Source organism: Kitasatospora sp. NPDC059973, from assembly GCF_042737525.1.
Lineage (GTDB): Bacteria > Actinomycetota > Actinomycetes > Streptomycetales > Streptomycetaceae > Kitasatospora.
Window position 1 is genome coordinate 34,547 of record NZ_JBHWUI010000051.1, and the last position, 14,266, is coordinate 48,812.

The window sequence follows — 14,266 nt, forward strand, 5'->3', positions numbered from 1 at the left end:
AGGAGACGACGGCGGGAACGACGACGGCGGGAACGGCTGCGGAGGGAACGTCTGCGGAACCGGTACGGGAAGCGGCCCGGTGGGCCTGGGCGGAGGGGGAACGGGAAACGCCTCCGGAGGCGGCTCGGCCCCGGACGGCGCGGCCGACACCGTAACCGACCGGGCTCCCGGATCCGTGGCGCCGAACCGGGGGCAGGTCGATCACCACCCCGTTGCGCCCGCCTGGGCCGGAGCCCTCACCCGAACGGGCGGTACGCCACCCGCGCGCACCGCCCGTCCCGCCACCCCGAGGCCCACACCCCCACCCCCCGGCCCACCCGAACGGGCGGTGCGCCGCCCGCGCGCACCGCCCGTCCCGCCGTCAGGAGCCCCCAGGGGTCCCCGCTACTGCCGGCCGCCGCCCGCCGCGACCGGGTGGTCCCGCAGCAGGAGGCGGGCCGGCAGGCCGGTCGAGCCGAGGCAGAGCAGCACCGCTCCGGCGGCCAGCGGCAGCGCGAGGCCGACCGGGATGTGCGGCGCCGAGCCGGTGATGCCCCGGGTGATCGGCAGCAGGGTGACCCAGGCGATCACCGCACCGACCGCCAGCCCGGTCGCGGCGACCAGCAGCGCCTCCCAGCGCATCATGCCGCGCACCTGACGGCGGGTCGTCCCGGCCAGGCGGAGCAGCGCCACCTCCCGGCGGCGGTCCAGCACCGTCATCGCCAGGGTGTTGGCGGCGGTGACGGCGGCGAAGCCGCCCAGCACACCGGCCATCACCGCGTTCGCCCAGGCGCCGATCTCCTGCGCCTTGTCGGCCTGGGCGACGAAGCCGGCCCGGTCGGCGACGGTGGTCGCGCCGGCGCCGGAGAGGTTGCCCAGTGCGGCGGCCACGGCGGCCCGGTCGGCACCGGGGGCGTCCGCGACCAGCAGCTGGCTGTCGTAGCCGGCGGTGACGTGCTCCGCGACGGCCGCCCGGGGCAGCAGCACCTGGCCGAAGCCGAGGCCGCGCTCGTAGGTGGCGACCACGGTGGGCTTGACCGGGGTGCCGTCGCCGAGCCAGAGCGGGGCGCGGTCGCCGACCGTGACGCCGAGGGCGTCGGCCAGACCGGCGTCCAGGGCGACGGTGTCGGCCGAACGGGCGAGCTCGGCCAGCGAGCCGCTCTTCACCCCGAGGTCGAGCACCGCGGGGAGCTTCGCCGGGTCGCCGCTGATGCCGAGCGTGTTGGCGGTGCCGAGCACGCTGCCGTCGCGGTACACCGTGCTGGTGCGCAGCACGCCGACGGCGGCGTCCACGCCGGGCACCTTGGCGGCGCGGTCGGCGCTGCCGGCGGGCAGGCCGGGGCCGGTCGAGCCGACCACGTGGTCGGCGGTGATGCCGGTGCGCACCTGCTCGCCGGTGACGTGGGTGATGGTGCTCTGCATGAAGAGCAGGGTGCCGCAGAAGGCGGTGACCATGACGATCGGCGTGATCGCGGAGGCCAGCCGGCGGGCGTTGGCCCGGGTGTTGTCGACGGCGAGGGAACCGGGCGCGCCGGCCCCGGCCCGCAGCGGGAGACCGAACACCCCGGCGGCGACCCCGGCCACCCAGGGACCGAGCAGGGCGACGGCCATCAGGAAGCACATCACCACGCCCAGGGCGGTGTTGGCGGCCTTCGAGCCGTCCAGGCCGGCCGCGACGGCGGCGAGCGAGACACCCCCGGCGGCGAAGAGCAGCCCGACCACGGTCCGGACCGTGCCGGGGCGGCCGGCCTCGACCGCCGCCGCGCCGAGGGCCTGGCTGGGCCGCAGCCGGGACGGGCGGCGGGAGGCGAAGAAGCCGGCGGTCAGCGCGGCGATCGTGCAGGTCGCCACGGCGGCGAGCATCGGGATCGGCCCGACGTCCAGCGGCACGGCCGCCGGGACGGCGCCGCGGTCGGCCAGCTCGCCGAACCACCAGCGGGCCAGCGCGAGGCCGGGGAGGATGCCGAGGGCGCCGGCGATCGGTGCCACCAGCACCGCCTCGGTGGCGATGGTGCGGCGGATCTGGCGCGGGGTGGCGCCGATGGCGCGCAGCAGGGCGAACTCCCGGGCCCGCTGGCCGGTCGCCAGGGCGACGGTGCTCATCACGACGAACACCGCGGTCATGGTGGCGATGCCGCCGAAGGAGCCGCCGAGGGCGGTGAGCATGGTCCGGCTCTCGGCGAGCAGCGGCTGCTCGACGGCGCCGCGGGCGTCGCCGGTGAGCACCTCGGCGTCGCCGCCGACGGCCTGGCGGACCTGGGCGGCGAGGGCCTTGGCGGTGACGCCGTCGCGGGGGACGACGGCGATCGCGTCGACCCGGCCCGGGTGGCCGGAGATCCGGTCGGCGACCTGGTCGGCGAACCACGCGGTGGCGGCCGGATGCTGCGGGCCCGCCCCCGGGGAGGCGGCGAGGCCGGAGATCCGGTAGGTGCCGGCGCCACCGGGCCCGGTCAGCGCGAGGGTGGCGCCCGGCGCGAGGTGGGCGGCGTGCGCGGTGTCGACGTCCAGGACGACCTCGCCCGCGCCGGGCGCACGGCCCTCGACCAGCTTCTCGCCCGCTCCGGCGATGCCGAGGGCGGCGATGCCCCGGCCGGTCAGACCGGGCACGCCGGGGGCGGAGCCGGCCGGGATCGGGAAGGCGGTGTCCGGCCGGGCGGCCGCGACACCGGGCTGGGCCGCGATCCGCCCGGCCAGCGCCGCGTCGACCCGGGCCCGCTCGGGGACGGGCAGGCTCTCGACGTCCTCGTCCCCGCCGGTCTTGACGGTGATCTCGACGGCCGCGTCCGGCGCGACCAGCACCGGGGCGGCGGCGTAGCGGCTCGGCGGCACGCTCGCGGTGAGGCCGGTCTGCAGCAGCGTGCCGCAGGCCGTCACGATGGCCGCGCCGAGCAGCAGGGCCAGGAAGGTGCCGACGAAGGAGGCCGGCCGGAAGCGCACCGAGGCGCGCGCGAGTCCGTTGCTCATGCCGCCGCTCCGACCGGGCGCGCCGCCAGCGTGACCATGCGGTCGGCGACGGCGTTCGGGTCCGGGTGGTACAGCTCGCCGGCGAACGCGCCGTCGGCGAGGAACACGGCGCGGTCCGCGAAGGAGGCCGCCACCGGGTCGTGGGTGACCATGACCACGGTCGCGCCCATGGTGTCCACGGCGCGGCGCAGCAGGCCGAGCACCTCGTGCGCGGTGCGGGTGTCCAGCGCGCCGGTCGGCTCGTCGGCGAAGACCACGTCCGGGTCGGTGATCAGCGCGCGGGCGATCGCCACCCGCTGCTGCTGGCCGCCGGAGAGCTGGCCGGGCCGCCGGCCGGCGTGCTCGCCGAGACCGACCTGGGCGAGCAACTCCCGGGCCCGGGCGCGGTCCTGGCGCTCACCGGCGAGGCGCTGCGGGAGCAGCACGTTCTGCTGGACCGTCAGCGAGGGCAGCAGGTTGAAGGACTGGAAGATGAAGCCGATCCGGCTGCGGCGCAGCTTGGTGAGCCGGTTCTCGCTCAGCCGGGTGATCTCCTCGCCGCCGAGGTAGACCTCGCCGCCGTCCGGGCGGTCCAGGCCGGCCGCGCACTGCAGGAAGGTGCTCTTGCCGGAGCCGGACGGCCCCATCACCGCGGTGAAGCTGCCCCGGTCCAGCGACAGGTCGATCCCGCGCAGGGCGTGCACGACGTCGCCGCCGCGGCCGTAGCTGCGCCGTACCGCCCGCAGCTCGATCGCTGCGTGGGCGCCGGGGCGGCCGTACGGCTCGGTCTGGGGGTGCTGGCGGCGTGCCATGGAGGGGCCTTCCTTCGGGAATCGTCGCTGCTCGTCGACGTGTTCCAGCCTAGGAAGGGCGGGTGTTCCGAACCATGGAGGCCGCTGGCGGACGGACCGGGGGGTTATCCCCACCCCGTTCCTCCGCCTTGCCCCCGGCCCGCAGCCCCGGAGTTCTTTCGGGGCTCGTCGGAGTCCTACGGACCGACGGAACTCTCGGGACCGGAGGAGCGCCTCGACCGGACCGGTGGGGGCCGGCTCAGAGCAGGTCGCCCTCGATCCGCCGGTACGCCGCGCACAGCGGCGCGAGGACGGGGTGGGCGGGGTCGAACGCCGTCCCGTCGATCGCGGCGATCGGCCGGACGCCGACACCCGCGTTGACCGCGAAGGCCGCCACGAACCGGTCCAGGCCGGCCGGGTCGACGTGCTCGCGCCGCTGCGGGCCGGGGTGCGCGGCGGCGAGCAGCGCGGCGGTGACGCCGGGCAGCGCGGGGCCTTCCGGCCAGACCACCTGCCGGCCGTCGTGGAAGCCGACGTTCCAGGTGGCCCCCTCGGTGATCCGGCCGCCCTCCCCCGTCAGCAAGGCATCGTCGTAGCCGTCGAGTTGGGCCTGCCGGCGCAGTCCGACCAGACCGAACAGGCCGACGTGCTTCACCTCGGGCAGCTCGCGCCGGTACGCGGCGGTGCGCACCCGCAGCGGACCGGGGGCCGCGGCCGGGGCCGGGCGGGTGGTCACCAGCAGCCGGGGCAGGGCGGGCGCGGCCGGGCGCTCCAGCCCGAGGGCCGGATCGAACACGGTGACCCGGACGATCGCCGGAGCGCCGTCCGCCGGGAGCACCCGGCGGATCCGCTGCCGGACCAGCTCCCGGTCCAGCTCGGCGCCGAACACCGTCCGGCAGTCCCGGACCAGGCGGTCCAGGTGCAGGGCCAGGCCGCGCACCCGGCCGGACTCCACCCGCAGGGTGGTGAAGTGCCCGTAGTTCAGCAGCCCCAGGGCGGCGAGCTGCCCGGGGTCGGCAGACGCGCCGTCGATCTCGATCTCAGCCATCCCCCGAGTCTCCCAGCCGTCCGGCCGCCGGTGTGCGCGGCCGTCCGCGAACGGTGGTGGCGGCGCCGTCACGGCCCCTGCGGGGCGGTACTCGGCAGCCGGCCGGCCGGGCCGGGCACCTGCGGGGCCCGGTCCGACTCCCGCAGGACTGGCCGCTCCGGCCCGGCGCCCTCCGGCCGGTAGGGGGAGACGACGCGCCGGCCGGCGTCGCGCGCGAGCCGCTCGAAGTGCTCGATCTTGTACGCGAGGCCCTCCGGCTCGCCGGTGTCGGACCAGCGCCAGGCCTCCGCCCACCACTGCGGACCGCGCACCAGCGGCCGGCCCGCCAGCGCGAGGTGCAGGGCGAGCGTCGAGCGGGCGAAGTCGTGCACCCACCCGTCGCTCTGCCGGTAGGCGGCCGTCTCGTCCAAGCGCAGCCACCGGCCCTCCCGCCCGGCGGCGAGCAGCGGCACCCAGCCGTGGCGGGCGTCGGAGACCAGCAGGAGCAGCCGGTCGTCCTCCTCGCGCACCCGGTAGGACGGCAGCTGCGGCATCCGGGCGAGGCCGAGGGCGTGCTTCCAGGAGACCACCCAGAGTCCGCGCCGCAGGTAGTAGCGGACGGCGTGCTGCCAGGTCCAGTGCGCGTCCAGGCGGTAGCCGGGCATCCCCTCGGCCGCGGCCGCCCGGTACACCTCGTCGAGCACGGCGGCGGCGTGGCCGCGGCCGCGCGCGCCGGGGCGCAGGTAGAGCGAGGAGACGGCCAGTTGGCCCGGCCCCCTGGTCCAGTTGTCGACCGCCACCGTGCCGACCGGCGGACCGCCCCGGCCGTCCGGGCCGTGCACCCAGTAGCGGCGGCGGTAGAGCCCGCCGTCGGGCCACTCCCGGCCGCTCTCGCCGAGCCGCTCGCGCAGCCCGCGCTCGGCCTCCGGGGTCAGGGCGTCCGGGTCCACCCGCTCGCCCAGCTCGCCCTCGGCGCGGGACGCCACGTCCCAGAGCTCGAACCGCCGCCCGTCCCCGCCGTCCACCGTCCGCAGCCGGGGCACCGCCGCCAACCGCTCCTGCGCCCGCTCCACCGCGGCATCCCACGACCTCACCACGGGACCACGATAGCGAGCTTCGCCACCGAACGTGCTTCCGTCGTCACCGAACGTCAGGACGAAGGGGAGCGGGCGACGAAGGTAGGGAAAACCCGACCCCAGGTCTCGACCTGGCCGTCATGACCCGGCCGTACTGCGCCGCTGGAATGAAGGGGTGCTGAATCACCGAGGCAGACGCGACCACCGCGACCGGGACCACCATCGCCCCGGGAGAGCTCAACTCACCTACCGGGCCGGGTGGTTAGACCGGCGGGCACCGTGGTGCGCCGGCTGGCTGACCGCAGCCGGCTGGGCGGCGGCCTTCCCGCTCGTCTCCGGGCTCGGGCCGCACCGCAGTTGGGGCGCCATCGCCGCAACGGGCTATCTGGCGGCGGCCGTTGCCGTACTCGTGCTGCCGTGGCGGCGGGCCCGCTCCTGGTCCGTGGCGGTGGCCCTGCTCGGGGCCCTGGCCCTGCCGCTGCTGCGGCTGGTGCTGACCGGTCAGGGGCAGAGCGAGGTCGCCGTCATCGAGCGGTCCGCGGAACTGCTGCTCCGGCACGGCACCCCCTACCTGGCCGATCCGCACACGGTCTCCGAGTACACGCCGTACCTGCCCGGCATGGCGCTGTTCGGGCTGCCCCGCGCGGTGCTGGGCGCACAGGAGTGGCCGGCCCGGCTACTCGGGGACGCCCGGCTCTGGTGCGCCGCCGCGTTCCTGGGCTGCCTGTTCGCGGCCGGCCGCCGGCACCGGCCCGCGCTCGCGGCGCTCACCGCCTCGCCGCTGGTCGCGCTGCCGCTCTGTGTGAGCGGCGTGGACCTGCCGATGACCGGCCTCTGCTGCCTGGCCCTCGCCCTGGCCGCCCGGGGCCGCCCCGGCGCCGCCGGGCTGGCGCTCGCCGCGGCCTGCGCGCTCAAGTGGACGGCCTGGCCCGCGGTCGCGGTCGTCGCGGCCCTGCTCGCCGCCACGGCCGGCCGGCGGGCGGCGCTGCGCGCCACGGCGGTCGCGCTGGCGGGCACGGCCGTCCTCGTCCTGCCGGGGGCGCTGCGCTCGCCCGGCCCGATGTTCCACCAGGTGTTCGCCTTCCCCACCGGACGCGGCCCGCTGCCCACCCCGGCGGGCAGCCCGCTGCCCGGCCGGCTGCTCGCGGACCTCGGCCCGGCCGGCTGGTACGCCGCGGTGACGCTGCTGCTGCTCGGCGGGCTGGCCGTCGCCGCCTCGCTGGTGCTGCGCCCGCCCCGGGACGCCGTCGGCGCCGCCGACCGGCTCGCCCTCGGGCTCTGCGTGGCCTTCCTGCTCGCACCCGCCGGGCGGTTCGGCTACCTGGCGCTACCGCTCCTGCTCACCCTCTGGGCCCGCTCGCAGGCCCGCACCGCTCCCCGCACCGGCGCCCTCGCCGACGCGCTCACCGCTCCCCTCACCAATCCCCGAACCGATCCGCTCACCGATCCCCGAACCGAGGTTGCACCGACCCCATGGCCGGCACACTCATCGTCACCAATGACTTCCCGCCCCGGCAGGGCGGCATCGAAACCTTCGTCCACGCCCTGGCCACCCGTCTGCCCGCCGACGAGGTCGTCGTCCTCACCTCGGACGAGCCCGGCGCCGCCGCGCACGACGCGGCCCTCCCCTTCCCGGTGATCCGCGACCGGTCCCGGACGCTGCTGCCGACCGCCAGGGTCACCCGGCGGGCCGCCGAGATCGCCCGCGCGCACGGGTGCGACCGCGTCTGGTTCGGCGCCGCCGCCCCGCTCGCCGCGATGACGCCCGGGCTCCGGCGGCAGACCCCCGGGATCGCCCGGACGGTCGCCACCACGCACGGCCACGAGATCTGGTGGGCCCGCACCCCCGGGGCCCGCCGACTGCTCCGGCGGATCGGCGACCACGTCGACGTGGTCACCTACCTCGGCGAGTACACCCGGGCGCGGATCGCCCCCGCGCTCGGGCCCCGGGCCCGGCTGGAACGGCTCGTACCAGGAGTGGACGCGGAGCGCTTCCGGCCGGCGGGCGCGGGCGCGGCGGGCGCCCCGGACACCGGCGCGCCGATGATCCTCTGCGTGGCCCGACTGGTCCCCCGCAAGGGTCAGGACGCCCTGATCCGGGCCCTCCCGCTGATCCGGCGGACGGTGCCGGGAGCGGTCCTGGTCCTGGTCGGCCGGGGCCCGGACGAACGGCGGCTGCGCGCCCTCGCCCGGCACCACACCGAGCCCGGCTCGGTGGTCTTCGCCGGCGGCCGGGAGCACGCCGCGACACCCGCCTACTACGCGGCGGCGGACGTCTTCGCGATGCCGTGCCGCACCCGGCGGGCCGGTCTGGAGGCGGAGGGCCTGGGCATCGTGTTCCTGGAGGCGGCGGCCGCCGGGCTGCCGGTGGTCGCGGGCCGGTCCGGCGGCGCGCCCGACGCCGTCCTCGACGGGGTCACCGGCGCCGTCGTCGACGGCCGGAGTCCGGCCGCCGTCGCCGAAGCGGTCGGCCGGATCCTCGGCGCCCCGGCGGCCGACCGCGCCCGGATGGGGGCGGCGGGACGGCGCTGGGTCCGGGCGCAGTGGTCCTGGGAGGCCTCCGCCCGCCGCCTCGCGGAGCTGCTCGACCCGGCGGGCCCCGGCCCGGCGGGCGCGGACGCCGCCGCCCCGGAGGGGTCCGTCCGCCACGGGTGAGGCGGCACCGCCCGCCGGGTCGGGCGGCTCCGCGCCCGCTTCCGGGAGGGGACCGCCCCGGGCCTACTCCCCCCGCAGGTGCGCCAGCACCGCCAGCACCCGGCGGTTGCCCTCCGCCGGGTCGAGGTCGAGCTTCATGAAGATGTTCCCGCAGTGCTTGACCACCGAGGCCTCGGTGATGCCCAGCCGCCCGGCGACGGTCTGGTTGTTCAACCCCTCCGCCATCAGCGCCAGCACCTCCCGCTCGCGCGGGGTCAGCCGGGCCAGTGGCCGGTCCGCCGCCTGCTGGCGGAGCAGGACCCGGACCACCTCGGGATCGATCACCGTCTGACCGGCCGCCACCCGGCGCAGCGCGTCCAGGAAGTCCGCCACCTCGCCGACCCGGTCCTTCAGCAGGTAGCCGAGCCCGGCGGGCTGCGCGCCCGCGGCGCCGAGCAACCGGGTGGCGTACGGGGTGGCCACGTACTGGGAGAGCACCAGCACGGGCAGGCCCGGGTGGCGTTCGCGCAGCTCCAGGGCGGCCCGCAGGCCCTCGTCGTGGAAGTCCGGCGGCATCCGGACGTCGGTGAGCACGAGGTCGGGGCGGTCCGCGTCCACGGCGGCGGCCAGCGCGGCCGCGTCGCCGACAGCGGCCACCACCTGGTGACCGCCGCGGGCCAGCAGCTCGACCAGCCCGGCCCGGAGCAGCACCGCGTCCTCGGCGATCACGATCCGGAGCACGGCACCTCCACCCGGAGCCGCGTCGGCCCGCCGATCGGACTGGTCACCATCAGCCTCCCTCTCAGAATCGCGATCCGGTCGGCGAGGCCCTGCAGCCCCGCCCCGGCGGCCGGGTCGGCCCCGCCGCGGCCGTCGTCCGTCACCTGGAGCACCAACCGGCCGTCGTCGACCCGGCCGTGGACGGTGACCGCGGTGGCCCCGCTGTGCTTGGCCGCGTTGGTGAGCGCCTCGGTGACGGTGAAGTAGGCCGTCGTCTCGACCGGCCCGGGCAGCCGGTCCGGCAGGTCGATGTCCACCGCGACCGGCACCGGGTGGCGCAGCGCGACCTCGGCGACGGCGGCGGCCAGCCCGTGGTCGGTGAGCACCTGCGGGTGGATGCCCCGGACGAGGTCCCGCAGCTGTTCGAGCGCCTGCCGGGCCTCGCCGCGCGCCCGGTCGACCAGCGCGAGCGCCGGGTCGTCGTCCGCCCGCCCGCGCAGCTCGTACGCGGCCAGCCCGAGGGTCATGCTGAGGGCGACGAGCTGTTGCTGGGCGCCGTCGTGCAGATCGCGTTCGATCCGCCGGCGTTCGGCCTCGAAGGCGTCGACCAGACGGGCCCGCGAGCGGGTGAGTTCGAGGACCTGCCGGCCGAGGCCCTCCGGCCGGGGTCCGAGCAGGAACCGGACCAGCCGGACCCGGCCGGCGGTCAGCAGCGCGCCCGCGTACCCGCAGAACAGCAGGCCGGCCAGTCCGACGGCGGTCGCGGGGAGCGCGGCGCCGGGACCGGGGACGGCCCGGCCGGGGATCAGCATCACGGTCTCGGGGGCCAGCGCCCAGACCACCAGCGGGCTGACGACCAGCGCGCCGCAGAACACCAGCAGGGCCGTGAAGGCCAGGTCGACGACGCTCAGGACCAGGGCGAACAGGGCGGTGTAGCCGAGTTCGCGCCAGGTGGCGCGCTCACGCAGCCTGGTCCGCAGCCGGGCCCGCCCGCCGACCCCGGGCAGCGCGCGGTGCGGGTCGGGCACGGGCACCGGCTCCACCAGCCGCAGCCGGCGGCGCTCCAGCGCGCCGACCGGGATCCCGGCGAGCGCGACGCCCAGCAGGACCACCAGGCCGACCCCGACGACGGACAGCCCGGTGCCGATCAGCAGCAGGGCGGCGAGCAGGGCCAGCAGCAGCGGCCCGAACACCGCACCCCCGAGCACGTGCCCCCAGCAGCGCCACGGGGTGGAGGTGAACGGGAAACGCAGCGGGCTCGCCCGCAGCGCCGCCAGGACCGCGACGGCCTGCCGCCCCTCCACCACCCCCCGGTCCGCCCCCATCCGGCCACCCTAACCGACCACCCCGCACCCGCCCCGACCTGCCCGTCCACCCCCGCACCCCCCCGGGGCCGCGTCAGCCGCGCAGGGGGGCGCCGTCGAGGACCACGCCGACGATGCTGGTGGCCGGGAGGCGCCCCGGAGGCGGAAGTCGGTGCTGAAGGCGGAGTTGTCGCCGAGCAGGGCCGCCTGACCGCCGGGGACGACGGTGCTGCCGGCCGCGGACGCGTGCGCGTGCTCCGCGGGCATTCGTTCCTCCAGGCTGCGATAGCCGGACGGCGCGGCCTCGCGCTTACGGACGAGATCTCTTGTCGGGAAACGTGACCGACACACCGGAGAGCACCCCCGGGTCCGGCCGAAGGCTTGACCGTCCCATTGGTTGACGGCGGTTTCCAGACAGGTCTATACCAGTGGAGGCCGTCCGCACGCTCCCCCCGTGGCACGGCTGTCGCGCCCACCGCGTCTCCCCCACGTCGACGTGGGCGGGCCTTCCCCCGCCGTTTCCTGGAGAGGTTCCCGATGGAACGCGCTCTTCCCCCACAGCAGTTCACCCCACCGACCGGACCGCGGGCCCGGCCCTCGCACCGCACCCCCCGGGCCCGCCGGGCCGCGGTGGCGGTGGCCGGGGTGCTCGGCCTGGTGGCCGGCGCCGCGGCCGCGCTGGCCGGCGGCGGCGCCGCCGCGGCCGACGTCACGGCCCCGGCCGCCGGGATCGGCAGCAACTGGTACGCCTCGGCGCCCTATCTGATGCCCGAGGACAACAGCCCGCCGGACGCCGCGGCGGTGATGGACGCGACCGGCCAGAAGGCGTTCCAGCTGGCGTTCATCCTGGACAAGGGCGGCTGTTCCCCCGCCTGGGGCGGCACCTCCTCGATTGACACCGACACCACCATGCCGGCGGTGATCCAGACCGTCCGGGCCAAGGGTGGGGACGTCTCGGTCTCGGTCGGCGGCTACGGCGGCAACAAGCTCGGCCAGGGCTGCGGAACCCCGGAGGCCACCGCCGCCGGCTACCAGAAGGTGATCACCAAGTACCAGCTGAAGGCGATCGACTTCGACCTGGAGGAGCCGGAGTACGAGAACACGGCGGCCATCCACAACGAGATCGGCGCGGCCCGGATCCTCCAGCAGAACAACCCCGGGCTCTACATCTCGATCACCACCGCCGGGACCGGGGCGGGCACCGGGTGGTTCGGGCAGCAGATGCTCAACGAGGCGAAGGCGCAGGGCTTCACCCCCGACAACTACTCGATCATGCCGTTCGACGGCGGCTTCAACGGCGCGGCCGCCCAGACCGCCGCCCTGGTCGCCTTCAACGGGATCCTCCGGACCACCTTCGGCTGGACCGAGGCCCAGGCCTACGCGCACGAGGGCGTCTCGCTGATGAACGGGCGCACGGACGCCGCCGAGTACTTCCGGCAGGCGGACTTCCAGACCGTGCTGGACTTCGCCCTCGCCCACAAACTGGCCCGGTACACCTACTGGTCCGTCAACCGCGACCGCCAGTGCCCGGGCACGGTCGACCCGGGGCTGTCCGGCTCGTGCTCCAGCGTGGCGCAGAGCGACTGGGACTTCACCAAGTTCACCGTGCGGTTCGCCGGCGCCACGCCGCCCACCACCCCGCCGACCACGCCCCCGACCACGCCGCCCACCACCCCGCCGACCACGCCCCCGACCAGCAACCCGCCGGGGGCCTGCGCCGACCCGGCCTGGAGCGCCACCACGACGTACACCAACGGCAGCAAGGTGTCCTACAGCGGCCACAAGTACCACGCCAAGTGGTGGACGCTGAACGAGAACCCGTCGGCCAGTGGACAGTGGGGCGTCTGGTCCGACGACGGCCCCTGCTGACGCGGGGCCGCCCGGTGGGCCCGCCGCCGCTCCCGCGGTGGCGGGCCCACCGTCACCTCACCGCTCCTGCGCGCCGATCCGCTCGCGCAGGCCGGTCAGGATGCCGGCCGCCTCGTGCAGTCCGAAGCCCCGGCAGCGCTCGGCGGCGGCGGCGAGACGGGCCCGGGCCTGCTCCGTCCGGCCGAGGTCGGTGCCCTCGATCAGCCCGGCCAGCCGGACGGCCTCGGCGCGCGGCGTCTCGGCCGGCTCGCCGCCCGCCTCGTAGGCGGTGACCGCCGACTCGGCCTCGGCCAGTGCCTCCTCGTACCGCCCGGCCACCGCGTACACCCGGGCCCGCTCGTAGTGGACGGCGCCGTGCAGGTACCAGGGGGTGTGCGGCTCGCCGTCGCGCTCGGCGGCCTCCCGGACGGCGTCCGCCTCGGCCAGCCGCTCCAGCGCCTCGGCCAGCCCCTCGGGGCCCTGCCGCTGCATGGTGATCCGGGCGAGATCCCGGAGCATGCCGGCGATCTGGTCCGGCCTCGGCGCCTTCGCGTGCGAGGCGAGGGCCCGCTCGCGGGCCGTCCGGGCGGCCTCCCAGCGGCCCGCCTCGGCCAGCGCGAGGACGGCCTCGCCGGCGACCACGGTGTGGGTGTGCTGCTCCTCCCAGCCGGCCACCTCGTCGGCGAGCCGCAGGTACTCCTCCGCCGAGTCGCGGAACTCCTCCAGCGCGAACAGTCCGCGCGCGAGGTCCAGCCGGGCCTGCGCGAGCATCCGCTCGTCCAGGTCGGGCGCGGCCGGGTCGAGCAGCACCGACTCCAGGACGGCGACCGCGTCGGCCGCCCGGCCCGCGTCCCGCAGCAGGTCGGCGAGCTGGAGCCGCACCTGGGCGGCCTCCTCGGCGCCCGCCGGACCCTTGCGGTCGAAGCGCGCGGCGGCCTGCGAGAGCGCCCGGACGGCCGCGCCGTTGTCCCCGAGGTGGGCGCAGGCGTGACCGAGCATCATGTACGTCGCCCCGAACGGGTACGAGTCGTCCGCCCAGCGGGTGGCCTCGGCCAGCGCCCGGTGGAAGACCTCGACGGCCTCGGCCCGCTCGCCGTTCTGCAGCAGCACCTGGCCGAGCAGGCCGAGCACCCGCGGCGTGTGCCAGGGCAGTTCGGCTGCGTCCAACTGCTCCAGGGCGCCGCGCAGTTCGGCCACCGCCTCGGCGATCCGGCCCTGCCGGGCGGCCACATCGGCGCCGTACTGGCGTGCGGTGGCCGTGCGCCGGAGCGAGCCCCGCTCGGTGCTCTCCCGCCGGTACGCGGCGACGGCGTCCTCGAAGCGCTCCAGCGTCCCGGCCGGGGGCTCGGGCAGCGCCCGGACGAGGTCGTGGTGGGCCGCGAAGGCCCGGCACTGCAGCACGATCAGGTAGTCGTCGCTCGTGATGGCCGGCCCGGCGGCTGCCGCGTCCGCAGCCGGCGGCGCCGCGAGCAGCGCCTCGGCCTCGGCCAGCGCCGCGTCCAGGGCGGGCCAGTCGGAGGTCGCGCCCTCGACGTCGCCGAGTTCGACCACCAGGGCCCGGGTGCGGACCACCAGCGCCCGCCCGGCCAGCCCCGCCCGCTCGAAGAGGTCGGCCGCCTCCAGCAGCGCCGCCCGGCCGCCCGTCCAGTCGTCCCGCTCGATCGCGGTATGGGCCCGTTGCTCGGCGAGTTCGGCCCGCAGCCGGGCGGCGCTGCCGGCCGCCGTGCCCTCGGTGTGCCGGTAGTCCGCGGCGCCGAAGCGCTCGGCGACCCGCTCCCAGAGGCGGTCCCCGTCCGGGTGGCCCAGCAGGTGCAGCTCGCGGGCCCGGACGACCAGGTCGGCGAAGTCCGCCGGCTCCGGCTCGGCGGCCCGCGGCGGCGCCGCCGGGGTGGCCGGCGCGGCCGACAGCTCCGGGGCGCTCGCGGCCCGCACCCCGAGCGCGAG

The 14,266-nt window shown here is 77.2% G+C and carries 9 protein-coding genes and 1 pseudogene; 3 read left to right on the forward strand and 7 right to left on the reverse strand.

Going from position 1 to position 14,266, the window contains the following annotated elements; translation table 11 throughout:
• Window positions 1-384: 384 nt before the first annotated feature.
• The 4 genes from ACFWA9_RS16460 to ACFWA9_RS16475 all read right to left on the reverse strand — a co-directional run bounded on the left by ACFWA9_RS16460 (window position 385) and on the right by ACFWA9_RS16475 (window position 5,837).
• The gene (locus ACFWA9_RS16460) at window positions 385-2,943 is read right to left on the reverse strand and encodes an ABC transporter permease (RefSeq protein WP_380387725.1); all 2,559 of its coding nucleotides are present in this window, start codon (window positions 2,941-2,943) and stop codon (window positions 385-387) included.
• Complete coding sequence (locus tag ACFWA9_RS16465) at window positions 2,940-3,734, reverse strand: ABC transporter ATP-binding protein (RefSeq protein ID WP_329490323.1); 795 nt, start codon at window positions 3,732-3,734, stop codon at window positions 2,940-2,942. The genes ACFWA9_RS16460 and ACFWA9_RS16465 overlap by 4 nt, the downstream gene beginning before the upstream one ends.
• A gap of 238 nt (window positions 3,735-3,972) precedes the next feature.
• On the reverse strand, window positions 3,973-4,761 hold the full coding sequence (locus ACFWA9_RS16470) for an aminotransferase class IV (protein ID WP_380387728.1): 789 nt from the start codon (window positions 4,759-4,761) through the stop codon (window positions 3,973-3,975).
• A gap of 68 nt (window positions 4,762-4,829) precedes the next feature.
• A complete protein-coding gene (locus ACFWA9_RS16475; RefSeq protein ID WP_380387731.1) occupies window positions 4,830-5,837 on the reverse strand; it encodes a GNAT family N-acetyltransferase in 1,008 nt (335 codons plus the stop codon).
• Window positions 5,838-6,225: 388 nt separating this feature from the next.
• On the opposite strand from ACFWA9_RS16475, the gene ACFWA9_RS16480 reads away from it, so the two are divergent.
• Window positions 6,226-7,455, forward strand: a complete 1,230-nt coding sequence (locus tag ACFWA9_RS16480) for a glycosyltransferase 87 family protein (protein WP_380387734.1) — start codon at window positions 6,226-6,228, stop codon at window positions 7,453-7,455.
• Window positions 7,362-8,471, forward strand: coding sequence for a glycosyltransferase family 4 protein (locus ACFWA9_RS16485; RefSeq protein ID WP_380387746.1), 1,110 nt, complete (start codon window positions 7,362-7,364; stop codon window positions 8,469-8,471). The genes ACFWA9_RS16480 and ACFWA9_RS16485 overlap by 94 nt, the downstream gene beginning before the upstream one ends.
• A 63-nt stretch (window positions 8,472-8,534) precedes the next feature.
• Here ACFWA9_RS16485 and ACFWA9_RS16490 read toward each other — a convergent pair whose 3' ends face one another.
• Window positions 8,535-9,191, reverse strand: a complete 657-nt coding sequence (locus tag ACFWA9_RS16490; RefSeq protein ID WP_329490319.1) for a response regulator transcription factor — start codon at window positions 9,189-9,191, stop codon at window positions 8,535-8,537.
• Entirely contained in the window at window positions 9,176-10,495 is a 1,320-nt protein-coding gene (locus ACFWA9_RS16495) for a sensor histidine kinase (RefSeq protein ID WP_380387737.1), read from the reverse strand. Before ACFWA9_RS16495 ends, ACFWA9_RS16490 begins: the two co-directional genes overlap by 16 nt.
• A 636-nt stretch (window positions 10,496-11,131) precedes the next feature.
• On the opposite strand from ACFWA9_RS16495, the gene ACFWA9_RS16500 reads away from it, so the two are divergent.
• Window positions 11,132-12,343: a carbohydrate-binding protein gene (locus tag ACFWA9_RS16500; RefSeq protein WP_380387749.1), complete on the forward strand. Its 1,212-nt coding sequence runs from the start codon at window positions 11,132-11,134 to the stop codon at window positions 12,341-12,343.
• 57 nt (window positions 12,344-12,400) lie between these two features.
• Here the strand turns inward: ACFWA9_RS16500 and ACFWA9_RS16505 are convergent.
• Window positions 12,401-14,266 (reverse strand): annotated as a pseudogene (locus tag ACFWA9_RS16505) (hypothetical protein); the annotation flags it as partial.

Excerpts from the sequence above, each read along its gene's own strand:
- ACFWA9_RS16460 (WP_380387725.1), bottom strand. The coding sequence starts at position 2,943 with ATGAGCAACGGACTCGCGCGCGCCTCGGTGCGCTTCCGGCCGGCCTCC.
- ACFWA9_RS16465 (WP_329490323.1), bottom strand. The coding sequence starts at position 3,734 with ATGGCACGCCGCCAGCACCCCCAGACCGAGCCGTACGGCCGCCCCGGC.
- ACFWA9_RS16470 (WP_380387728.1), bottom strand. The coding sequence starts at position 4,761 with ATGGCTGAGATCGAGATCGACGGCGCGTCTGCCGACCCCGGGCAGCTC.
- ACFWA9_RS16495 (WP_380387737.1), bottom strand. The coding sequence starts at position 10,495 with ATGGGGGCGGACCGGGGGGTGGTGGAGGGGCGGCAGGCCGTCGCGGTC.